We start from the raw sequence: 20925 nt of genomic DNA, 5'->3' as shown, positions 1-20925 counted from the left end.
CCGGGCCGAACGCGAGGAGAAGGTGCGCCGCGCGCTGGGCATGGTGCGCATGGAGGGCTTCGAGGGGCGCCGGCCCGCCCAGCTCTCGGGGGGCCAGCAGCAGCGCGTGGCGCTCGCCCGCGCGCTGGTCTTCGAGCCCGACCTCGTGCTGATGGACGAACCCCTCGGCGCGCTCGACAAGCAGCTGCGCGAACACATGCAGTTCGAGATCAAGCACATCGCCAACAATCTCGGGATCACGGTGGTCTATGTCACCCACGACCAGACCGAGGCGCTGACCATGTCGGACCGCGTCGCCGTGTTCAACGACGGCGTCATCCAGCAGCTCGCCCCTCCCGACGAGCTCTACGAGCGTCCCCTCAACAGCTTCGTCGCCCAGTTCATCGGCGAGAACAACACGCTCGACGGCACCGTGGCCGCCATCGACGGCGACCGCTGCGTGGTGCGGCTCGATTCGGGCGAGGAGATCGACGCGCGCCCCGTCAACGTCTCGCGCGTGGGCGAGCGCACGAAGGTCTCCATCCGCCCCGAACGGGTCGAGTTCAACAAGGCGCGTCTGCGCCCCGGTGCCCACACGCTCAAGGCGCGCGTGGAGGAATTCGTCTACATGGGTGACATCTTCCGCACGCGCCTGTCGGTGGCCGGCCACGACGACTTCGTGATCAAGACGCGCAACGCCCCCGACCAGGTCCGCCTGCAGCCCGGCCAGGAGATCGAGATCGGCTGGCTGCCCGAGGATTGCCGCGCGCTCGATGCGGCGTGACAGACGACCCAACAAGAACAGGGAGTTCACGATGACGATCCGACATCTTCTGGGCACCGCCGCGCTGGCGCTCGCCCCGGCCGGGCTTGCGCTCGCGCAGGACGTGCCCGAGCTGCCGCCCTGCGAGAACTGTGCCGATTCCATGGTCATCATGTCCTGGGGCGGCGCCTACCAGAACTCGCAGCTCAAGGCCTATGTGGAGCCCTACGTGGCCGCCACGGGCATCACCGTGACCTGGGACGAATCCTCCAACGAGGCCGTGGCCAAGCTGCGTGCCGCGCAGGAGGCGGGCAACCAGCCCTTCGACCTCGTGGACGTGGAGGGCCCCGATTCCCAGCGGGCCTGCGACGAGGGTCTCGCCATCGAGATCGACCATGACGAGGTCCTCGCCCCCGCGCCGGACGGCACGCCGGCCTCCGAGGATTTCGGCGAATCCATCGTCAACGAATGCTTCATCCCGCAGATCGTGTTCTCGACCACCTTCGGCTACCGCACCGACGTGGCCGAATGGGAAGGCCGCACGCCCGACGACCTGTGCGACGTGTTCGACCTCGAGGCCTTCCCCGGCCGCCGCTCGCTCCAGGCCAGCCCCAAGAAGAACCTCGAATGGGCGCTGATCTGCGATGGCGTTCCGGCCGACGAGGTCTATGACGTGCTCTCCGAACCCGAAGGGGTGGAGCGGGCGCTGGCCAAGCTCGACACGATCCGCGACCAGGTGATCTGGTGGAATGCCGGCGCCGAGACGCCGCAGCTTCTGGCCGACAAGGAGGTGGTGATCGGCTCCACCTACAACGGCCGGCTGTTCTCCGTCATCGCCGAGCAGGGCCAGCCGGTGGACATGCTGTGGGACTGGCAGGTGTTCGACTTCGACGGCTGGATCGTGCCCGCCGGCCTGTCGGAAGAGCGCATGAACCGCGTCATGCACTTCCTCCGCTTCGCCACCGACACCCAGCGTCTTGCCGACCAAGCCAAGTACATCGCCTACGGTCCGGCGCGCGCCTCCTCGCAGCCGCTCGTCTCCACCCATGCCGAGCTGGGCATCGAGATGGCGCCGCACATGCCGACCAACCCGGCGAACCAGGTCAACTATCTCGTCAACAGCATCGACTGGTGGGCCGACAACCAGGACGAGGTCGAGGCCCGCTTCCAGAACTGGCTCGCCCAGTAGGCATGCCCCGGCGGGGCCCCCGGGGCCCCGCCCCAGCCGAGGGGAGGCTCCCGCATGGCCGACGCAACTCTGACGGGGCCGATCCCGCCCGCTCCGGGCGGCGCCGCCGCGCGCCCGCCCGAGGCGGGTCCGATGCTGGCCGCCGACGGCACGCCCCTGCGCCTGAGCCTCCAGCGCTCGCTGCGCCGCCAGAAGCTGCGCGCGCTGCTGCTGATCGCGCCCCTGTTGCTGTTCGTGCTTGTCACCTTCGTCTTCCCGATCGGCGACATGCTCATGCGCTCGGTGGACAACCGCATCGTCCCCGAGACCCTGCCCCGCACCGTCGAGGCGCTGGCCGCCGACCCCTCTCCGGTGCCGGGCGAGCCCGTGTTCGAGGCGCTGCTTCTCGATCTCGCCATCGCCGAGGAGCGCAAGGTCCACACCCGCCTCGGCACCCGCCTCAACTACGAATGGGCCGGCGCGTCCTCGCTCTTTCGCGCCGCCGGGCGCGAGGTCGGACGGTTCGACCACTACGCCGACCAGATGCGCGCGCTCGATCCCCGGATGGGCGACGGCGCGGCCTGGGCGGCCTGGATGGGCACGCCCGACGCGCCCGGCCCCCTGCGCGGCCTCGCGCGCAGCCCGGCCGCCTACGACGAATGGGCGGCGCTGACCGCGGCGGCGGGGCGCGACCCGCTCGACCGCGCGCCGGCCGACTGGGTGCTGACCGCGCTCGCACTCGACCTGCGCGGGCCCCTCCCGCCCGAGGCGGCCTCCGCGCTCGCCCCCTTCGACCCCGCCGCGCTCGAACGCGCCCCCATCCGCGACATCTTCCTCGAACAGGACCGCAAATGGGGCGAGCCGGGCATCTGGAACGCGATCCGCCTCTATTCGGGGCCGTTCACGCCCGGCTACTATCTCGCCGCGCTCGACCGCCAGCTCTCGCCCGAGGGCGGCATCGTCCTGCGGCCCGCGACCGAGCGCATCCACGTCTTCCTGTTCGTGCGCACGCTGGTGATGTCGCTCGTCATCACGGGCTTCTGCATCCTGCTCGGCTATCCGGTCGCCTATCTCCTGGCCTCGCTGCCCGCGCGCACGGCGAACCTGCTGATGATCCTCGTGCTGCTGCCCTTCTGGACCTCGCTGCTCGTGCGCACCTCGGCCTGGAAGGTGCTGCTCCAGCAGCAGGGGGTCATCAACGACATCCTCGTCTGGGCGGGGATCGTGGCCGACAACGCGCGCCTCGTGATGATCAACAACCAGGCGGGCACGATCATCGCCATGACGCATATCCTGCTGCCCTTCATGATCCTGCCGCTCTATTCGGTCATGAAGGGCATCCCGCCCAGCTACGTGCGCGCGGCCAGGTCGCTCGGGGCCAACGACTGGACGGCCTTCTGGCGCGTCTATTTCCCGCAATCGGTGCCCGGCATCGGCGCGGGCTCGATCCTCGTGTTCATCCTCGCGATCGGCTACTACATCACGCCCGAACTGGTGGGCGGCACCAGCGGCGTGTTCATCTCCAACCGCATCGCCTATCACATCTCCACCTCGCTCAACTGGGGGCTCGCGGCCGCGCTGGGGGCGCTGCTGCTCGTGTTCGTGCTGATCCTCTACTGGACCTACGACCGCCTCGTGGGGATCGACAACGTCAAGCTGGGGGGCTGAGACATGGCGCTGCCGGCCTATGCGAGCGCGGGCCAGAGGATCTGGCACTACGGCTTCCGCATCCTGTGCGGGCTGATCTTCTTCTACCTGATCGCGCCGATCCTCGTGATCATCCCGCTGTCGTTCAACGCCCAGAACTTCTTCACCTTCACGCCCGAGATGCTGGCGCTGGACCCCGCGGGCTACTCGCTGCGGCACTACCGGGACTTCTTCACCAACATCGACTGGCAGCTTCCGCTCTGGAACTCGCTCAAGATCGCCCCGATGGCGACGCTGATCGCCGTGACCCTCGGTACGCTCGCCGCCGTGGGCCTGTCGCAGAGCCATGTGCCCTTCCGGCGCGCGATCATGGCGGTGCTGATCTCGCCCATGATCGTGCCGCTCATCATCTCGGCCGCGGGGATGTACTTCTTCTATTCCCGCATCGGGCTCCAGGGCACCTATTGGGGGGTGGTGCTGGCCCATGCGGCGCTCGGCATCCCCTTCGTCATCATTACCGTGACGGCGACGCTGGTGGGGTTCGACCGCTCGCTCACGCGGGCGGCCGCCTCGCTCGGGGCGGGGCCGCTGCGCACCTTCTGGCGGGTGCAGCTGCCGCTCATCCTGCCGGGCGTGATCGCGGGGGGTCTGTTCGCCTTCGTCACCTCCTTCGACGAGGTGGTGGTGGTCATGTTCATGGGCGCGGCCGGACAGAAGACGCTGCCCTGGCAGATGTTCACGGGCCTGCGCGAGCAGATCAGCCCCACGATCCTCGCCGCGGCGACGGTGCTGGTGGCGGTGTCGGTGGTGCTTCTGGCCGTGCTCGAACTGTTGCGCCGGCGCAACGAACGGCTGCGCGGCCTCGCCCCGTCCTGACATCGGGGCGCGCGTTAACCGGATCTTAACGTCCTTCTGGCAGAAGGGGGGCAGAGGCCGGGGGCGGATCAATCCCGGCCCGTCATGCCGGGGGGCCGCTCCCCCCCTCAGCGGAGCCAGGACAGCCAGGCTGCCGCGCTCAGAACCGACAGGGCCGTGCCCAGGATCACGGCCGACGCCGCCACGCGCTGCGCGCGCGCGTACATGGCCGCGAACAGGTAGGTATTCGCCCCCGGCGGCATGGAGGCGGTGACGACGGCCGAGCGCAGGCCGTCCTGCCCCAGCCCCGCCCACCAGCCGAAGCCCCAGGTGAGGGCCGGATGCAGGACGAGCGACAGGGCGACAACGAACAGGATCGTGGGCATGTCCCCCTCGGGCCGGTAGCGGGCCAGCACACCCCCGAGGCCGAACAGGGCGGCGGGGATGCCCGCCCGGATCAGGAGGTCGATCCCCTCCCACAGCACGCCGGGCAACGGCAGGCCCGACAGGTTGACCGCGAGGCCGAGGAGGATGCCCACCACCAGCGCGTTGCCGGCCATCGCCCGCAGGACCTTGCCCGGCACGGCGCCCGCGCCCGCGCCCCGCGCGCGCACCATCTCCATCGCGGCGATACCCACCGCATAGCAGAAGGCCGGATGGATGGCGACGATGGCAAAGTTGCCCACCAGCGCTTCGGGTCCGAAGGCCCGTTCGGTGATCGGCAGACCGAGGAGGACCGAGTTCGAGAACAGGGCGACGAAGCCGATCGCGACCGCATCCTCCCATTCGCGCCCGAACAGCAGCCGTGCCCCGAAGAGCCCGGCCAGAAAGCACAGGGTGGAGCCCGCATAGAAGCTGCCCAGAAGGGCCGGATCGAACCCCGCGCCAAGATCGAGCGTGGCCAGCGCACGGAAGAGCAGGCAGGGAATGGCAAAACCTTGCGCGAAGTGCATCAGCCCGTCGATGCCCTCCGGGCCGATCATCCCCCGTCGGGCCGCCAGATAGCCCGCGCCGATGACAACGAAGACCGGCAGGATGACGTCGAGAAGCGCGCTCACGGCTCGAAGGGGATCTGCAGCCCGTCATGGGCGGGAATGACCCCCGGCGGCAGGCGCCCGGCGAGTTCCGTGTGGTCGAGGTCCACATGCATGTTGGTGATCACAGCCCGCCGCGCCCCCACCCGGTCGATCCAGCCCAGCGTGCGCTCCAGATGGGCATGGGTGGGATGGGGCCTGTAGCGCAGCGCGTCCACCACGAAGCAGTCGATCCCCTCGAGGACGGACCAGGCCCCGTCCGGGATCTCCGACACGTCCGGCAGGTAGGCGAGATTGCCGATGCGGAAGCCCAGCGCGCGCACCGAGCCGTGCTCGACCGCGAAGGGCCGGAAGGTCAGCGGACCCCCCCGGCCCTCCACCGTCACCGGGCCGCCGAGGGCGCGCAGCTCGCAGATGGGCGGGTAGTCCGAGCCGGGTGGGGTCTCGAAGGCATAGCCGAACCGCTCGCGCAGCGCCCGCGCCGTGGGTTCGTCCGCCCAGACGGGCAGCCGGCCGCCGCTGTTGTGTACCACCAGCCGCAGGTCGTCGATCCCGTGCACGTGGTCGGCATGGGCATGGGTGTAGAACACCCCGTCGAGCAGCCCCACGCCCGCGTCCAGAAGCTGCGCCCGCAGGTCGGGCGAGGTGTCGATCAGCACCCGCGTCGCCCCACCGGGTCCCCCGCGCGTGACCAGGGCCGAACAGCGCCGGCGCCGGTTGAGCGGATTGGCCGGGTCGCACGCCCCCCAGAGCGGGGCGCCGTCGGCCCCGATCCGCGGCACCCCGCCCGACGAGCCGCAGCCGAGGATGGTCAGGATCGCGCTCACGCGGCGGCCTTCCGGAACAGCCGGTCGAAATTGGCGGTGGTGGTACGGGCGAACTCCTCGGCCGAGAATCCCCAGAGCGGCGCCAGTGCGCGGGCGGTATGGGCGACATAGGCCGGCTCGTTGCGCCGCCCGCGCCGGGGCGGGGGGGCCAGATAGGGCGCGTCGGTCTCGACCAAGACCCGGTCCGGCGGAGCAGCCGCGAAGATGCGACGGAGGTCCTCGCTCCGGGGAAAGGCGGCGATGCCGGAGGCCGACAGGTAGAATCCCATCTCCAGGGCTTCCCGTGCCAGCCGTTCGCCCGAGGAGAAGCAGTGCATCACGCAGGCGAAGGGACGCCGCGCGACACCCTCCCGCAGCAGGCGTGCCACATCCTCGTCCGCGTCGCGGGCATGAACCACCAGCGGCAGCCCGGTCGCCTGCGCCGCCTCGATGTGGCGGCGAAAACTCTCCTGCTGGGCGCCCTTGGTGTCTGGCGTGTAGTGGTAGTCGAGGCCCGATTCTCCGATGGCGACCAGACGGGGATGGCTGGCCAGCGCCACCAGCTCCTCCGGCTCGACCATCGGCTCCTCGGCGGCGCTCATCGGGTGCGTGCCGGCTGCCCAGAAGACGCCGGGATGGTCCTCCGCCAGGGCGCGGACGCGATCCGCATAACGCAGCCGGGTGCAGATCGTGACCATGCGCTCCACGCCCGCGGCCCGGGCGCGGCCGAGAAGATCCGGCAGTTCCCCGTCGAAATCGGGAAAGTCCAGGTGGCAGTGGCTGTCCACCAGCGGAGCGAGGGGCGGGGGGGCATCGGCTTCGGTCATGGCTCAGGCTGCGGCGGCCTGGCGCGCCGTCCGATCAATGGCCAGAAGCGTATCGAGGATGAGCGCCGCAGGGTCAAGATTGACCGCAAGTCCGGCCCGACCGGCCGCCATCGCCGCCGCATGACCCTCGGCCCAGAGGCGGGCGGCTGCCGCATGGGGCGCGAGCTGCCTCAGGACAGCCGTCTCGCCCGGAACGATCTCGACAGCCGGAGGCCGCAAGGGCGCCTGCGCCAGCCGCGCCATGAAGGTTCCCAGAAGGTCCAGAAGGAGGGTTGCCCGCCCCTCCGACCCACGGGAGGCGCCCGCGGTCTCGGCCAGCTGCACCATGGCGGCCCGGTCGGGTCGGCGCGCGGCAAACAGCGACACGATGGTTGCGTAGAGATCGAGGCCGCCGCCCGCGATCAGCCGCACCGCGCGCCCCGGCGAGCCGCCGGCGAGTTCGGCCAGGGCCTCGGGGCGGTCCGTCTCGAGGCCGATCGCTCCGAGGGCGGCGCGGAACGCGGTGGGGGCGAGCGGCTCGAGCCGCAGCAGCCGGCAGCGCGACCGGATCGTGGGCAGGAGGCGTCCGGGCGCATGCGAGACCAGCACGAGCACCGAACGCGGCGGCGGTTCCTCCAGGATCTTGAGGATGGCATTGGCGGCATGCGCGTTGAGGTCGTCCGCGACGTCCACGATGACGACCCGCCATCCGCCATCCGCCGCCGACAGACCGAAGAAGTCCCGCAGTTCGCGCACCTCGTCCGCCGTGATGACGTTGCGCGGCCTGCCATGAGCGTCCTGGCCTCGCCGCAGCACGAACAGCCGGGGATGGGCTCCCGAACGGATGAGGCGCAGGTCGGGATGGTCGGGCGGCAGGTCGAGCGGGCCGGGTCCCAGCCCGCCGGGTCTCCGGGCCAGGAGGGCGCCGGCCATCCGGTAGGCGAGGGTTGCCTTGCCGATCCCTTCCGGCCCCGCGAGAAGCCAGCCCGACGGGATCCGGTCGCCCTCCAGCGCGGCGCAGAGCGCGGCCACGGCCTTCGCCTGTCCGTGGATCGCGGCGGCATCGCGCGGATGGGGCGCCCCGTCCAGACGGTCCGTCTCGGCCGCGACCTCGGCGCCCCGGCGCGCCATCAACGCCCCTCCAGCGCCGCCAGCACCAGGCCCGCGACGGTATCGGCCACCTCCTGTGGCGCGCGGGTGCCGTCAACCACCCGCACCCTGTCGGGCCATCGGCGCGCCAGCGCCAGAAAGCCGGTGCGAAGCCGCTCCTGAAAGGGCAGTCCCATGGTTTCGAACCGGTCCTCGTCCGTCCCGCGGGCGATGCCGCGGGCCAGAGCCGCCGCGGGCTCCGTGTCGATCACGAGGGTGAGATCCGGCTCCTGCCCGATGACGAGGGCATGGAGCGCGTCCACCAGTTCCGCCGGCGCCCCGCGCGCCACGCTCTGATAGACGCGGGTGGAATCCGCGAACCGGTCGGAGACGACCACCGCGCCGCGCCCGAGCGCGGGGGCGATCGTGCGCTCCCAGTGATCCCGCCGGGCTGCCGTGAAGAGCAGCGCTTCCGTTTCGGGGGACCAGCGGTCCGCCCCTCCCGTCAGCAGCAGGCGCCGGATCTCCTCGGCGCCGGGACTGCCGCCCGGCTCCCGCGTCAGGACGACCGCGCGCCCGGTGGCGCGCAGCCGCTCGGCCAGAAGCCGCGCCTGCGTGGACTTGCCCGAGCCGTCGATCCCTTCGAGGCTGACGAAGAAGCCGCGCCGGCTGCGATCAGGCTCCGTCATCGGCGGCCGGTTCGACGGTCTCCGGGTCCGCGGCGGGGGCGGCGGCGCCGACGGGCAGAGAGGGCAGGGCCGGAACGCCTAGACCCGTCTTGCCGAGCAGCACGCTCATCGCGGTCTGCACCCGGGGACCGAATCCCCCTCGCGGGACGTCGGTCTCCGCCACGAGCGGCAGGCGCATGGGCGGCAGCCCTTCGCGCTCGAGGACAAGATGGGCGAGTTCCTGACCCGCCTCGATCGGCGCGGGAACAGGCCCCTCGTACACGACCGAGGCACGCACGCTGGCATCGCCCAGCGTCGGCACGAGGATGCTGGTATCGCGCGGCAGGACCAGACCGACCCGAGGCTGGGCCCCCATCCAGACCTGCGCCTCGCCGAAGCGGGTGCCCGCGTCGCCGAGATCGCGGATGGCGAACTGCCGGAAGGCCCAGTTGACGATACGCTCCGACTCGGTGCGGCGCGCCTGTGCCGAGGGCAGGCCGGTGATGACGAAGATCACGCGCCGGTCGCCTTGGGCGGCCGAGCCCACGAGACCATACCCTGCCTCCTGCGTGTGGCCGGTCTTGAGCCCGTCGGCCCCCGGCACGACCCCGAGGATCGGGTTGCGGTTGAGGTTGTTGGAGGGAACGCGGTTGTCGAAGGCGAACTCGCGCTCGGCGAAGAGGGGGTAGAATTCCGGGAAGTCCTCGATCAGTCGCTCGGCCAGGAGGCCGAGGTCGTGCATGGACATCACCTGCCCCTCGGCCGGCCAGCCGTTGGAGTTGACGAAGTGGCTGTCGGTCAGGCCGAGCTCGCGCGCGCGGGCGTTCATCAGCGTGGCGAAGCCGGCCTCGGTGCCATCCGGCGACAGCGCCTCGGCGATGACGACGGTGGCATCGTTGCCCGACTGGACGATGATGCCGCGGATCAGATCCTCCACCGTCGGGCGGTCCAGCGTGTTGAGGAACATCGACGATCCGCCATAGCTCATGGCGTGCTCGGAGACGGGCAGCTGGGTGTCGAGCGTCAGGTGGCCGTTCCGCACCGCCTCGAAGGCCATGTAGAGGACCATGAGCTTCGACATGGAAGCCGGCGGAAGCTGGTCGTGGGCGTTCTTCTCGAGAAGCACCGTGCCGGTGGTCTGGTCATAGACCCAGGCGGCGCCGGCGGCCGTCTCGAAGGCCTGCGCCCAGGCGGCCGGGGCGGCGACGACAGCGAGAGCGGTCAGGATGTGTCGCATCATCGGGTTCTCCCCATTCAGTTGCGCACGGCATAGGCGTCGGCGAAACCCTCGGCGCGGACGCGATCAAGGAAGCGGGCCCGCTCCGCCTCGGTGGCGGCGGGGCCGACCAGCACGCGCCAGAAGCTCTGACCCTGGGTCGAGGAGCCGGCGATGCGTGCCGGCAGTCCCTTGGCCTCCATCTGCCGGACGAGGCTGCGGGCATTCTCTTCCTGGCTGAAGATGCCGAGCTGGATGAAGGGCCGGTCGAGCGCGGACGCCGCAGCCGCCGGGGCGGGAGCGACGGGCGCGCCCCCGGTCAGGGCCGCCGTGGCGGCTGCGACGGCGGCCGCACCCGGATCGCCGCCCGGCGTGTCGAGCGGGGCGGTGGCGACCGCTTGCGGTGTCAGCGCGGCGGCACCCTCGTCCGGGATGGCCACGGGGGCGGTCGCCTCGGTCGGCACCGGAGCCGTCGCCTCCTGCCGGCGCAGGGCGGTGACGTTGAGCAGGGTGGGCGCCCCCGCCAGCATCCCCAGCGCCTCGGCCGCGTCGGAAGAAACCTGGAGCGCGGGTCCGGGATTGTCGCGTTCGCGCCGGAACAGGGCGCCGATGACGAATTGTCCGTTGGCCTGGTTGCGGATGATGACCCGCTCCGGGTCGCGGGCGGAGGGATGCGCCACCCAGACCCCGCCCAGCGAGGGGCGGCCGTCCCAGAGCCCCTGTTCGGTCACCTGGAAGGCGTCCGGCGCCTCCACATCTGTTTCCACGAGCTGGGTGGTTCCCGGTCCGAGGCCGCCCGGCGCGGGGGCGCCGTCCTCGCCGCAGCCGGCCAGCGCCACAAGCCCGATCAGGGCCGTCACGCGCGGCCCGATCCTGCGCCATCCCCCCATGCTCGTGCCCATTCCCGCCCCTCAGCTTCTGTCGTCCGGGCTGCCTGCACCCGATGGAGGCCGTTGAAGCGGCCCACCCTGTCTGATCCTGCCGTCCCCGCGGCAGCGCACGGACCATAGCCGCCGCCGCGTGCGATGCAAAGCGCCTCGCCGCAGGGGGGGCAGCCTTCCCGCCGAAGTGATCGCCCCCGCCACGGGACGGAGGAGCCGCAGGTGATTCGGCCCTCGGGAGCAGAATGCCACGGAAAGGTTAAGAAATGCTGAAGAACACGGCGAGGCAGCGGCCTGAGCCGTCCTGATCGGCCATGCGCGGGGTGGTACCGCCTCCCCGGCTCGAACGGGGGACCCCCAGATCCACAATCTGGTGCTCTAACCAACTGAGCTAAGGCGGCACGGGAGGGGTCTAGCGATCCGGGCGGGCGATTGCAAGGACCTTGCCCGGCGCAGGGCCGGCGCGCTAGGCCCCGGTCAGCACAGAAGAGGCCGCCATGGGCATCAACAAGCCAAGCGACGTGACCGCCAACCTGCAGATCGGGCCGACCACGCTCGGCATGGTGCGCATCTATGTCGAGGCGGAAGGCGGCATCGAGCTGCCGCTCGACTTCGATCCCGACGAGGCCGAGGAGATCGCCGACGAGCTGCGCGCGGCCGCCGCAGCGGCGCGGGCTTCCGGGCGCAAGGGGCGCTGACGCCTCAGACGCCGCGGGGTCGGATCACGCGGCGGCGGAGCGCGCGCAGCCGCGCCTCGCGCAGGCCGTCGAAGAAGACGGCGAACAGGATCACCGCGCCCTGGATCAGCGGCTGGAGGTAGAGGTTGATCCCCGCGAAGACGAGCCCGGCCTTGACGGCCTGGATGGTCAGCGCGCCGATCACGGCGCTGCCGGCTCCGCCGATCCCGCCGAAGAGCGAGGCGCCGCCCAGCACGGCGGCGGCGATCACGTCGAATTCGCGCCCCCGCCCGAATCCGGCATCGAGCCGCCCGATCTGGGAGATGACCACGAACCCCGCCAGCGCCGCGAGCGTGCCGGAGATCACATAGACGGCCGCCTGGACGCGCCGGACGGGAAGACCGGCCTTGACGGCGGCCGCCGGGTCGTTGCCGAAGGCATAGATGTGCCGCCCGAAGGCCGTGTGCCGGAGCACCACATGGGCCGCCACCGCCACGGCGGCAAAGACGAGGATCGGCACCGGCACGCCGAGGACCGAGGCGAGGCCGAAGCCGCGGATCGCGTCGGGAAAGTCGAGCTGGCGCGACTGGGTGAGCCAGGCGCCGAAGCCGCGGAACAGAAAGAGCGTGGCGAGCGTGGCCACGAAGGGCACCACGCGCAGGCCGACGATGAAGAGCGCGTTGAGCGCGCCGAGCGCTGCTCCGGTCAGGACGCAGACCCCGAGCGCCGCCGCCACCCCCAGCCCCGCATCGCGCATGAGCAGGCCGGCGACCAGCGGGGCGAGATACATGACCGATCCGACGGACAGGTCGATGCCGGCCGTCAGCAGGACAAAGACCATGCCCACGGCCGCGATGCCGATGAAGCTCGCCTGCTTGGCGGTGTTCGACAGGCTCTCGGCGGCGAGGAAGGAGGGGGTGAGCAGGCCGAACACGAGAACGATGACGACGAGGATGAGCACCGGACCGGCGCGGGTGGCGAGGTCGATCGTCGACTGGGGGGCGAGGGGCCGGGCGCTCATCCTTCGGTCCCCGTGGCCGGTTCGGACGCGGGCGCGGCCCCGCTGCGGAAGGCGGCCGCGAGAAGGCGGCGCTCCTCGAAGGCGGGGCGCGCGAACTCGGCCACGATCTCCCCGCGGCTCATGACCGCGATCCGGTCGCACAAGCCCATCAGCTCCTCCATCTCGGACGAGATCATCAGGATGCCCGCGCCCTCGGCGGCCAGCCGGTCGGCGATGGCGTAGATCTCGGACCGGGCGCCCACGTCCACGCCCCGCGTCGGCTCGTCCAGGATGAGCAGGCGCGGCCTGACGGGAAGCCACTTGCCGATGACCACCTTCTGCTGGTTGCCGCCCGACAGCGCCCGGACGGGCTGACGCCCCAGATCGCCGGCCTTCAGGCGCACCGTCTCGCGCAGGGCTTCGGCCGTGGCCGCGATCCGGCCACGGTCGAGACCCGCCGGGCCCGAGAAGCTCTCGATGCCGGGAAGCGCGAGGTTCTCGCGGATGGTGGCGTCCATCATCAGCCCCTCCTCGCGGCGGTTCTCGGTGACAAAGGCCATGCCGGAGCGGACGCGGTCGCGCGGCCCCCCTGCGAGGGGCCGGCCGAGAAGGCGGACCTCGCCCCCGGCGGCCCGGTCGAGTCCCATCAGGAGGCGGGCGAGTTCGCTGCGTCCCGACCCCATCAGGCCGAAGAGGCCGAGGATCTCGCCTTCGCGGACGGTGAGCGAGATGTTCTCCACCACGCCCGGCGCGGACAGCCCCGTCACCTCGAGGACGGGGCGCGATCCGGGGGCGCGGGTGCGTTCGGGGAACACGGCGGCCAGATCGCGGCCGATCATGGAGCGGATCATGCGCGGCACGTCGAAGGAGGCGGCCGGACCCTCGTCCACGAGCCGGCCGTCGCGCAGGACCGCGATGCGGTCGGACAGGCGGCGGACATCGCCGAGGATGTGGGAGATGTAGATGACGGTGCGCCCCTCGGCGCGCAGCCCCTCGATGACGGCGAAGAGGCGCTCGGTCTCGCGCGGGGTGAGCGAGGTGGTGGGCTCGTCGAAGATGATGAGCGACGCCTCGCGGTGGAGGGCACGCGCGATCTCGACGAGCTGGCGCTCGCCGGGAGCGAGCGTGTCGAGCGTCCGTTCGGGCGGCACGTCGAGGCCCAGCCGCGCGAGAAGCCCGGCCGCCCGGCGCTGCATGGCGCCGCGGTCGATGAGACCCCGCAGGAGGCCGCCGCGGCGGGGAAAGCCGTCGATGAACAGGTTCTCCGCCACGGTGAGGTTGGTGAAGAGGTTCAGCTCCTGGTGGATGAAGGCGATTCCGGCCGCGCTCGCCTCGGCTGCGGAGGCGGGAGCATAGGGGCGGCCGCGCCACAGCATCCGGCCGCGCGTGGGCTCGGTGACCCCCCCGATCATGTTCATCAGCGTGGACTTGCCGGCGCCGTTCTCGCCGATCAGGCCGAGGACCTGCCCCTCTGGCACGTCGAGGGTGAGGTTGGAGACGGCGGGCACGCCGAACCAGTCCTTGCCCAGCTCCTCGAAGCGGAGGATCGCGCTCATCCCGTGCTCCGCGCCAGACGGTTGCGGGCGACGTCGAGCAGGGCTGCCGCGAGGATGACCGCGCCCTTGACCATGTCGATGTGGAAGGCCGACAGGTTCATCATGTTGAGCGTGTTCGACAGCAGGACGAAGAAGAGAACTCCCCAGACCGTCCAGAGGATCTTGCCCTTGCCGCCGAAGAGCGAGGTGCCCCCGATGACGGTCGCGCCGATCACGTCGAGCAGGAAGGTCCCCTCGCCGAGGGTGGGGCGGCCGGCCTCGAGCCGCGCGGAATAGAGGATGGCGCCGACCGTGGCACAGAGCGCCGACAGGACGAACACCAGGACGATGACGCGGCGCACGGGCACGCCCGCGATCTCGGCCGCGCGGCGGTTGGCGCCGACGGCCACGACCTGACGGCCGAAGGCCGTCCGCTCGAGCAGCCAGTGCAGCGCGAGGGTGAGCGCCACGGCGATCAGGGCGGCCTGTCCGATGACGGCGTGCAGCTCGCGGCGCGGGATCTCGGGGCGGTCTTGGGGGCCGAAATAGACGGACACGATCTGACCCTTGCCGAGCTGCACGTAACCCTCGGGCAGGTTGCGGATGTTCTCGGACTGGGTGAGCCAGATGGCAAAGGCGCTGACCGTCATCATCGCCACGAGCGTGACCATGAAGGGCGGCATCCGCAGCAGCGCCACGAGCGTTCCGTTGACCAGACCGACCAGTGCGCCCACGGCGAGCATGGCGAGGATCCCCACCCAGACCTGGCCGGCGAAGATCCCGCCCTCCTCGGCGATGAGGGTGCCCCAGATGGGCGCGCGCCCCAGCACCTCGGGCGGGGCCGCGGTGGCGATCAGCGCGGCGGCCACGGTGGAGGTGAGCCCGATCACGGCGCCCTGGCTGAGGTCGATCCCCCCGGCCGTCATCACGAAGGTCTGACCCAGCGCCACCACGAGGAGCGGCCAGGCATTCGACAGAAGGTTGGCGAGGTTGGCCGGCGTGCCGAGCGTGGGCAGAAACGGCAGGAGGACAAGGAAATAGCCCAGCGACAGCCAGAGCACGAAATGGTCCGACAGCAGCACGCGCGCCGCCGCCCTCCGGATGCGGCCGGTCTGCGGGCGCAGGAGCCCGGTGCCCGCCTGGGCCTCGGTGGTCGCCGTCATCGCATCTCTCCGGACGGATGGGGGAGGGCGCGCGGGCCCTCCCCTCGGGTGGCGCTCAGCGCTCGAGGAAGCCCTCGGCCAGCAGGACGCAGCCCCACATGTCCATCTCCCGCTCGCCGATGTTCTCGGACGTGAGGGCGAAGCCCGGGTCCTCGATCACCTCGTTGGGCTGGGTCTCGCCGGCCTCGATGGCGGCAAGAATGGCGTTCATGGCGCTTTCGGCCTCGAAATAGAGGTCCTGCACCCCGGTCGCGTCCACATAGCCGTCCTTGATGAGCTGGCAGGCCGTGGCGTCCCCGTCGAGACCGGCCATCAGGATGTGCCCGTCCTCGCCCCGCGGCACCCACATGCCCCGCGGCTCGAGCACCGAGCGGATGGTGGGAAACAGGAAGTCCGACGAGGTGAAGATCAGGTCGATCTGCGGGTTCGCCGTCACCGCGGCCTCCAGATTGGCCAGCGCGGTCGCCGCGTCCCACTGCGTCGCCACCTCGATGGGCGTGGCGAAGCGGTCGCCATGCGGCTCGAGCGCGGCATAGAAGCCGTCGCGCCGGCCCACCGCGTTCGGGTCGCCGAGATTGCCCACGAGGATCAGCGACTGGATCGGACGGTCGGGAATCTGCTCCAGCGCCTCGGCGGCGACGAACTCGACGGCCTGTCGCGCGATCTCCTCGTTGTCGGCCACCACGACGATGCCGCGCGACAGGTCCGAGGGCGGACGGTTGAACACGGCGATCGGCACGTCGTTGTCCTGCGCCTCGGCGACGATCGTGGTGGCGCTCTCGCCGTCCTGCGGGATCAGGATGATCCCGTCCACGCCCTGGGCGATGCAGTCGCGGACCTGCTCGAGCTGGCGGTTGGCGTCTTCCTGCGCGTTGCGCTCGATCACCGTGTGACCCGCCTCGGTCAGGGTTTCGGTGATCGCCTGGTGGCCTGCGACCCAGAACTCGGTCTCGAGATCCTGGAACGCGAAGCAGATGGTGGCCGCCTGCGCGGCCGGCGCCGCGAGGGCGAGGGCGAAAGCCGCGCCCGCGGTGCCCAGAAGCATGGTACGGATGGTCATGGAACTCCTCCCTGGTTCAGCCCGACCTGGCTGTTGGTGTCGCTGCGATGCGGAGCGGGCGGCGGATCCAGCGTCACGCGCCTGCCCCCATCGGCGGATTCGTAGGCCGCCAGGCACAGCGCGAGCGTGCGGAGATTGTCCGCGCCCGACGGCTGGGGTGCCTCCGTCCCGTCGAGCACCGCGAGGGCGTGACGCTGGAACGCGAGGACCGAATCCTGCACGGCGTGCCACGGCCGTGCGCCCCAGCGGGGGACGGCCGGCTCGACATTCTCCTCCCGGCGGCCTGTGCCGTCGTGAACGACGAGCCGGTAGTCCGCGCGGAGTTCGATCGTCCCCGCATCGCCCTCCAGAAGCGCGAGGGTCTGGGGAAAGGGGTCCGGGTGGTAGCGGCTCGAGAACGAGACCTCGGTGACGGACACGCCCCCGTCGGCATGAGCGACGAGGGCGCAGAAGGCATCCTCTCCCGCGACGCCGGGGTTCAGGCGGCGCGTCTCGCAGGAGACGGCCGCGGCCTCGCCCATCAGGCGGCGGGCGAGGTCGAACAGATGAACTCCCACATCCATGATGGCGAGGCGCGGCGTGGTGCGCAGATAGGGCTGCCCCGCATAGATGTCGAAGCCGTGGCGGAAGGTCAGCCGCAGGAACCGCGCGCGTCCGATCGTCCCGGATTCGAGCAGCTCGATCATGCGGCGGAAGGGCTTCTGCCAGCGGAAGTTCTCGTGGACGAGGAGCACGGCCCCCGCCGCCTCGCAGGCCGCGACCATGGCGCGCGCATCCTCGATCCCCTCGGCCAGCGGCTTCTGGCAGATGACGAGGCGGACATGGGGGGCGCAGAGTTCGACCAGCGGCCGGTGGCTCGGCGGCGTGGTCGCGATGTCCACGAAGTCGGGGCGGATCGCCTCGAGCATCGCCTCGGCCGAGGCGAAGGGCCGGGACCCGAACCGCTGCGCCGCCTCCTCGGCCCGGGCGGTGTCGCGGTCGCAGATGCCCTCGAGGCGCACCCCCTGGGGTGCGAGGTCGCGCCAGGCTTCCAGATGGTTGCGCGCGAAGAACCCGGCCCCGATGAGGCTGCCCCGCCGCCCGCTGGTTCGCTTCGGCTCCATCCCGTCCGGCCCCCCTCTGCGCCGATCATTATACCAGTGAAGGGTTGTTGCAACTGGTATGATGAGAGGGGCGGGGGGTCAGCGGTTGCCGGTCTGCCGATACAGCGCGTTGGCGCGGGTGAGATGGTCGCGCATGGCGCCCGCCGCGCGGTCCTCGTCGCCGGCCGCGATCGCCTCGAGAATCGCCTCGTGCTCGGACAGGGTGAGGCGCTCGAGGCCCGAGGTGCGGACCGCATGGGTGTGGAAGCGGGCCATCCAGTCGAACACGGCCCTGACGACCGACGACAGGACCACGTTGCCGCTCACGCCGGCGATGGCGGCGTGGAAGTCGCCATCGCGCTGCATGAACTCGGCGGGATCGTTGCGGGCCAGAAGCTGTCGCGCCAGGATGTCGCGCAGCATCTCCAGATCCGCCTCCGTGCGCAGGCTGGCGGCGAGGCGCGCCGTCCCGGTCTCGACCACGATGCGGGCCTCCTTGAGCTGGGCCAGGATGCTCTCGTCATGGGTGAGCACGTGCCGCATCGTCAGGGCGAGCTGCTCGGCCAAAAGGTCGAGGCGCGGCGGCGCGAGACGCGGCCGGTCGCCGTGCCGCACGACGATCAGCCCCAGGGAGGCGAGTTGCTGCATCGCCTCGCGGATGGCGGGCCGGCCCACGCCGTAGCGGGTCATCAGCTCGCGTTCGGAGGGCAGCGGATCGCCGGGGCGCAGGTCGCCCGCATTGATCTGGGCGAGAAGCCGCTCGCGCACCTCGTCCGAGAGCTTGCGGCGGCGAATCGGGGCGTCGGGATCGGCTGTCATGGACCCTCTCTGCCTCCAATGTAGCGCGAACACGAGGGCCTGGCGATCCGGAACCGGCCCGTGCTGGTCGGACCAGCGATCCGCCGTGACGTGCGACGGATTGACCGGACCTCCATGCCCTTCTACTGGTATGATGAGTATGCTCCGCTGGGGAGCAAGGGGAGGGGGCGATGGGGGAACGGGTGGCGGTGCTGGGGGCCGGGGGCAAGATGGGCTTCCGGGTGTCCGGAAAGCTGCAACGGGCCGGCTACGACCTGCGCGCCGTCGAGATCGGCGAGCCGGGACGCGCGCGGTTGCGGGCTGCGGGCATCGAGCCTGCGGATCTGGACGACGCCCTGCGGGACGCCGCGGCGGTCGTGCTCGCCATTCCCGACTCGGCGATCGCGCAGGTCGCGGCCGAGATCGTGCCCCGACTCGATCCCGGAACGATCGTCGTCATCCTGGATGCGGCCGCGCCCTATGCGGGGGTTCTGCCCGAGCGGGCCGACATCACCTATTTCGTCGGCCATCCCTGCCATCCGCCGCTCTATGCCCACGACCTCACCGATCCCGACCAGCGGGCGGATGTCCATGGCGGCGTGGCGCCGCAATCGATCGTCTGCGCCCTGATGCAGGGGCCCGAGGAGCATTACGACAGGGGCCGCGCCATCTGCGAGGCGATGTGGTCGCCCATCATCCGCACCCATCGCGTGACGCTCGAACAGCTGGCCATCCTGGAGCCCGGTCTGTCGGAGATGGTGGCCATGGCGTTCATCGACGCGATGACGGAGGCGCTCGACGAATGCGTGGAGCGTTACGGCATCCCGCGCGAGGCCGCGTTCGACTTCCTGATCGGGCACATCAATGTGGAGACCTCCATGTGGTTCGGCTTCACGCCCAAGGTGCCGTCGGATGCCGCGCTGCGGCTGATGCGGTTTGCCAAGTCGGTCGTGCTCCAGCCGGATTGGCGCCAGGCGCTCTCGCCCGCCAAGGTGCGGGAGGCGTCCGAACTCATCGCGCGGGGCTGACGGCGCCATGCTGCCCGCCGTCTCGACGGCCGCCTTCGACGGGCACTCCCGCCCTGCGGCCTTCGAGCGGCTCGCCGGGCTGGGGCTTCGCGAGATCGAGGTGGCCTTCATCCGCGGCTATACCGATTTCGACGAGGACGACCTGTCGGAGGCCGAAGCCCGGCGCCTGCGCCGCGACGCGGCCGCGCTGGCGCTCGGGGTCCGCGCCGTGTCGGCGCACATGGATCTGGGCGCCGACGGGGCGAGGGACATGCTGGCGCGGCGGATCGCCTTTGCCGCGGAATCAGGCGCCGCTCTGCTTGTCACCAATGCGGGCCCCGCGACCTCCCGGCCGGCGATCCTGCGCCGGCTGGAGGAAGCCCTGCCGCGGCTGGAGGCGGCGGGGATCATCCTCGCGCTGGAGAATCCTGGGCATGGCGCGGGCGATCTGATCGGGCGGGGCGAGGACGGCGCGGCCTTGATGGCCGCGCTCGACCATCCGCGGCTGGGGCTGAACGTGGATGTGGGAAACCTCGTGACCTATGCCGGTGCACTCGAGCCGGGCCTGTCGGCTGCGCTGCCTTGGGCGGTGCAGGCCCATTTGAAGGACGTGGCGGAGGACGGACCGGACTGGCGTTTCGTGCCGCTGGGCGAGGGGATGGTGGACTGGCGCGCCACGGCCGCCGCCATGGCGCGCGACGCGCCCGGCCTGCCGGTCACGATCGAATTGCCGCTGCGCCTGCACCGGCCGGGGCGCGCCTCGCCGGTCCGGGCGGCCGCGCCGGTGCCGCTCGACCGGATCGCCGAGGCGCTGCGGCGGTCGCTCGACGCCTGGGAGGGGGCCCGACGCGAAGCCTGATCGCGGGCCCTGGCGGCATCGTGCCCGACCCGCGCGCCCTGTCCCGGACTGGCCGCCGGAGCGCACCCGGCCCCTCACGCGCGCGGCCCCGATTGCCCACGGGTCGGGCCTGTGCCATCAAGATGCCGAGCAGTGCCATCCGGGGGATCGACCCTTGACCGACTTCGCCGCGCGCCGCCGGATCATGGTGGACAGCCAGATCCGTCCGTCGGACGTGACGCGCTATCCCATCATCGAGGCGATGCTGCATGTCCCGCGCGAGGCGTTCGTGCCGCCGGACCGGCGCGAGGCGGCCTATCTGGGCGAGAACCTCCGCCTCGGCCCCGGTCGGGTCATGCTCGAGCCGCGGACCTTTGCCAAGCTGCTCGAGGCCCTGGCGATCGAGCCGGGGGAGCGGGTGCTCCATGTCGGTACGGGCCTGGGCTACGGCGCCGCCGTGATGGCGCGGATGGGCGCCCGTGTGACCGCCCTCGAGGACGAGCCGGAGCGCGCGGCGGCAGCCCGCCGGGCTCTGGGCCTTCATGCGCCGGGTGTGGCGGTCGTCACCGGTTCCCTGGCCGAGGGGGCGCCCACCGCGGCCCCCTTTGACGCAATCCTGATCGAAGGCGCGATCCAGACCCTCCCAGCCGCCCTCGAGGCGCAGCTGGTCGAGGACGGGCGGATCGCCGCGCTCTTTGCGGAGAACGGCCTCGGCGTGGCCCGGATCGGCCGCAAGGAGGCGGGTCATGTGCACTGGCGGGACATCTTCAATGCGGGCGCGCCGGTTCTGCCCGGCTTCGAGGCTCCGCGCGTGTTCGTGTTCTGAGAGGGGCCTGGCAGGGGCGCGCGGGGC

The 20925-nt window shown here is 71.3% G+C and carries 21 protein-coding genes and 1 tRNA gene; 8 read left to right on the top strand and 14 right to left on the bottom strand.

All coding sequences use genetic code 11. The features are described 5' to 3' along the window. The 4 genes from GT358_RS02910 to GT358_RS02895 form a co-directional block, all read left to right on the top strand. Positions 1–763, top strand: a 763-nt coding sequence (locus GT358_RS02910; RefSeq protein WP_166581039.1) for an ABC transporter ATP-binding protein, incomplete at its 5' end; no start/stop codon positions are given. 31 nt (positions 764–794) lie between these two features. After that, complete coding sequence (locus GT358_RS02905) at positions 795–1931, top strand: extracellular solute-binding protein (protein WP_166581038.1); 1137 nt, start codon at positions 795–797, stop codon at positions 1929–1931. A 54-nt stretch (positions 1932–1985) separates the two neighbouring features. Then, positions 1986–3578 carry an ABC transporter permease gene (locus GT358_RS02900; RefSeq protein ID WP_166581037.1) on the top strand — a complete coding sequence of 531 codons (1593 nt, stop codon included), beginning with the start codon at positions 1986–1988 and terminating at the stop codon, positions 3576–3578. Positions 3579–3581: 3 nt separating this feature from the next. After that, a complete protein-coding gene (locus GT358_RS02895) occupies positions 3582–4433 on the top strand; it encodes an ABC transporter permease (RefSeq protein ID WP_166581036.1) in 852 nt (283 codons plus the stop codon). A gap of 107 nt (positions 4434–4540) precedes the next feature. Here GT358_RS02895 and GT358_RS02890 read toward each other — a convergent pair whose 3' ends face one another. From GT358_RS02890 to GT358_RS02855, 8 genes are all read right to left on the bottom strand, one after another. Continuing rightward, the gene (locus GT358_RS02890; RefSeq protein WP_166581035.1) at positions 4541–5470 is read right to left on the bottom strand and encodes an AEC family transporter; all 930 of its coding nucleotides are present in this window, start codon (positions 5468–5470) and stop codon (positions 4541–4543) included. Then, complete coding sequence (locus tag GT358_RS02885) at positions 5467–6273, bottom strand: MBL fold metallo-hydrolase (RefSeq protein WP_166581034.1); 807 nt, start codon at positions 6271–6273, stop codon at positions 5467–5469. The genes GT358_RS02890 and GT358_RS02885 overlap by 4 nt, the downstream gene beginning before the upstream one ends. Next, the gene (locus GT358_RS02880; protein ID WP_166581033.1) at positions 6270–7079 is read right to left on the bottom strand and encodes a TatD family hydrolase; all 810 of its coding nucleotides are present in this window, start codon (positions 7077–7079) and stop codon (positions 6270–6272) included. The genes GT358_RS02885 and GT358_RS02880 overlap by 4 nt, the downstream gene beginning before the upstream one ends. A 3-nt stretch (positions 7080–7082) precedes the next feature. Further along, positions 7083–8189, bottom strand: a complete 1107-nt coding sequence (locus tag GT358_RS02875; protein WP_166581032.1) for a DNA polymerase III subunit delta' — start codon at positions 8187–8189, stop codon at positions 7083–7085. Continuing rightward, positions 8189–8836, bottom strand: coding sequence for a dTMP kinase (gene tmk / locus GT358_RS02870; protein ID WP_166581031.1), 648 nt, complete (start codon positions 8834–8836; stop codon positions 8189–8191). The genes GT358_RS02875 and tmk overlap by 1 nt, the downstream gene beginning before the upstream one ends. Next, positions 8823–10055, bottom strand: a complete 1233-nt coding sequence (locus GT358_RS02865) for a D-alanyl-D-alanine carboxypeptidase family protein (protein WP_166581030.1) — start codon at positions 10053–10055, stop codon at positions 8823–8825. Before GT358_RS02865 ends, tmk begins: the two co-directional genes overlap by 14 nt. Positions 10056–10069: 14 nt before the next feature. Continuing rightward, positions 10070–10933 carry an SPOR domain-containing protein gene (locus GT358_RS02860; protein WP_166581029.1) on the bottom strand — a complete coding sequence of 288 codons (864 nt, stop codon included), beginning with the start codon at positions 10931–10933 and terminating at the stop codon, positions 10070–10072. A 303-nt stretch (positions 10934–11236) separates the two neighbouring features. Continuing rightward, a tRNA-His gene (locus GT358_RS02855) sits at positions 11237–11313 on the bottom strand. A gap of 96 nt (positions 11314–11409) precedes the next feature. Between GT358_RS02855 and GT358_RS02850 the strand changes: the two genes are divergently transcribed. Next, the gene (locus GT358_RS02850; RefSeq protein ID WP_166581028.1) at positions 11410–11610 is read left to right on the top strand and encodes a DUF6324 family protein; all 201 of its coding nucleotides are present in this window, start codon (positions 11410–11412) and stop codon (positions 11608–11610) included. A gap of 4 nt (positions 11611–11614) precedes the next feature. On the opposite strand, the gene GT358_RS02845 is transcribed toward GT358_RS02850, so the two are convergent. The 6 genes from GT358_RS02845 to nanR all read right to left on the bottom strand — a co-directional run bounded on the left by GT358_RS02845 (position 11615) and on the right by nanR (position 18248). Then, positions 11615–12610: an ABC transporter permease gene (locus GT358_RS02845; RefSeq protein ID WP_166581027.1), complete on the bottom strand. Its 996-nt coding sequence runs from the start codon at positions 12608–12610 to the stop codon at positions 11615–11617. Further along, positions 12607–14145: a sugar ABC transporter ATP-binding protein gene (locus GT358_RS02840; protein ID WP_166581026.1), complete on the bottom strand. Its 1539-nt coding sequence runs from the start codon at positions 14143–14145 to the stop codon at positions 12607–12609. Before GT358_RS02840 ends, GT358_RS02845 begins: the two co-directional genes overlap by 4 nt. Then, the gene (locus tag GT358_RS02835; protein ID WP_166581025.1) at positions 14142–15287 is read right to left on the bottom strand and encodes an ABC transporter permease; all 1146 of its coding nucleotides are present in this window, start codon (positions 15285–15287) and stop codon (positions 14142–14144) included. The genes GT358_RS02840 and GT358_RS02835 overlap by 4 nt, the downstream gene beginning before the upstream one ends. Positions 15288–15342: 55 nt before the next feature. Continuing rightward, the gene (locus GT358_RS02830; protein WP_243730655.1) at positions 15343–16347 is read right to left on the bottom strand and encodes a sugar ABC transporter substrate-binding protein; all 1005 of its coding nucleotides are present in this window, start codon (positions 16345–16347) and stop codon (positions 15343–15345) included. Further along, entirely contained in the window at positions 16344–17450 is a 1107-nt protein-coding gene (locus GT358_RS02825) for a Gfo/Idh/MocA family protein (protein ID WP_166581024.1), read from the bottom strand. Before GT358_RS02825 ends, GT358_RS02830 begins: the two co-directional genes overlap by 4 nt. 78 nt (positions 17451–17528) lie before the next feature. Then, a complete protein-coding gene (nanR, locus tag GT358_RS02820) occupies positions 17529–18248 on the bottom strand; it encodes a transcriptional regulator NanR (protein ID WP_166581023.1) in 720 nt (239 codons plus the stop codon). A gap of 170 nt (positions 18249–18418) precedes the next feature. On the opposite strand from nanR, the gene GT358_RS02815 reads away from it, so the two are divergent. From GT358_RS02815 to GT358_RS02805, 3 genes are all read left to right on the top strand, one after another. Further along, on the top strand, positions 18419–19255 hold the full coding sequence (locus GT358_RS02815; protein WP_166581022.1) for a phosphogluconate dehydrogenase C-terminal domain-containing protein: 837 nt from the start codon (positions 18419–18421) through the stop codon (positions 19253–19255). A 7-nt stretch (positions 19256–19262) separates the two neighbouring features. Beyond that, a complete protein-coding gene (locus GT358_RS02810) occupies positions 19263–20093 on the top strand; it encodes a sugar phosphate isomerase/epimerase (protein WP_166581021.1) in 831 nt (276 codons plus the stop codon). A gap of 154 nt (positions 20094–20247) precedes the next feature. After that, complete coding sequence (locus GT358_RS02805; RefSeq protein ID WP_166581020.1) at positions 20248–20898, top strand: protein-L-isoaspartate O-methyltransferase; 651 nt, start codon at positions 20248–20250, stop codon at positions 20896–20898. Positions 20899–20925 lie beyond the last annotated feature (27 nt).

The sequence above is a fragment of the Rubellimicrobium sp. CFH 75288 genome (assembly GCF_009904055.1).
In the GTDB taxonomy this organism is placed as follows: domain Bacteria; phylum Pseudomonadota; class Alphaproteobacteria; order Rhodobacterales; family Rhodobacteraceae; genus Rubellimicrobium.
The sequence above is the reverse complement of the archived record's forward strand: the minus strand, read 5'-3'. Positions and strand labels throughout refer to the sequence as shown.

What these genes read in the sequence shown, in the direction of transcription:
- GT358_RS02860 (WP_166581029.1), bottom strand. Translation starts at nt 10,933, where the DNA reads ATGGGCACGAGCATGGGGGGATGGCGCAGGATCGGGCCGCGCGTGACG.
- GT358_RS02810 (WP_166581021.1), top strand. Translation starts at nt 19,263, where the DNA reads ATGCTGCCCGCCGTCTCGACGGCCGCCTTCGACGGGCACTCCCGCCCT.
- GT358_RS02830 (WP_243730655.1), bottom strand. Translation starts at nt 16,347, where the DNA reads ATGACCATCCGTACCATGCTTCTGGGCACCGCGGGCGCGGCTTTCGCC.
- GT358_RS02875 (WP_166581032.1), bottom strand. Translation starts at nt 8,189, where the DNA reads ATGGCGCGCCGGGGCGCCGAGGTCGCGGCCGAGACGGACCGTCTGGAC.
- GT358_RS02905 (WP_166581038.1), top strand. Translation starts at nt 795, where the DNA reads ATGACGATCCGACATCTTCTGGGCACCGCCGCGCTGGCGCTCGCCCCG.
- nanR (WP_166581023.1), bottom strand. Translation starts at nt 18,248, where the DNA reads ATGACAGCCGATCCCGACGCCCCGATTCGCCGCCGCAAGCTCTCGGAC.
- tmk (WP_166581031.1), bottom strand. Translation starts at nt 8,836, where the DNA reads ATGACGGAGCCTGATCGCAGCCGGCGCGGCTTCTTCGTCAGCCTCGAA.
- GT358_RS02840 (WP_166581026.1), bottom strand. Translation starts at nt 14,145, where the DNA reads ATGAGCGCGATCCTCCGCTTCGAGGAGCTGGGCAAGGACTGGTTCGGC.
- GT358_RS02850 (WP_166581028.1), top strand. Translation starts at nt 11,410, where the DNA reads ATGGGCATCAACAAGCCAAGCGACGTGACCGCCAACCTGCAGATCGGG.
- GT358_RS02835 (WP_166581025.1), bottom strand. Translation starts at nt 15,287, where the DNA reads ATGACGGCGACCACCGAGGCCCAGGCGGGCACCGGGCTCCTGCGCCCG.
- GT358_RS02880 (WP_166581033.1), bottom strand. Translation starts at nt 7,079, where the DNA reads ATGACCGAAGCCGATGCCCCCCCGCCCCTCGCTCCGCTGGTGGACAGC.
- GT358_RS02825 (WP_166581024.1), bottom strand. Translation starts at nt 17,450, where the DNA reads ATGGAGCCGAAGCGAACCAGCGGGCGGCGGGGCAGCCTCATCGGGGCC.
- GT358_RS02900 (WP_166581037.1), top strand. Translation starts at nt 1,986, where the DNA reads ATGGCCGACGCAACTCTGACGGGGCCGATCCCGCCCGCTCCGGGCGGC.
- GT358_RS02815 (WP_166581022.1), top strand. Translation starts at nt 18,419, where the DNA reads ATGGGGGAACGGGTGGCGGTGCTGGGGGCCGGGGGCAAGATGGGCTTC.
- GT358_RS02845 (WP_166581027.1), bottom strand. Translation starts at nt 12,610, where the DNA reads ATGAGCGCCCGGCCCCTCGCCCCCCAGTCGACGATCGACCTCGCCACC.
- GT358_RS02895 (WP_166581036.1), top strand. Translation starts at nt 3,582, where the DNA reads ATGGCGCTGCCGGCCTATGCGAGCGCGGGCCAGAGGATCTGGCACTAC.
- GT358_RS02865 (WP_166581030.1), bottom strand. Translation starts at nt 10,055, where the DNA reads ATGATGCGACACATCCTGACCGCTCTCGCTGTCGTCGCCGCCCCGGCC.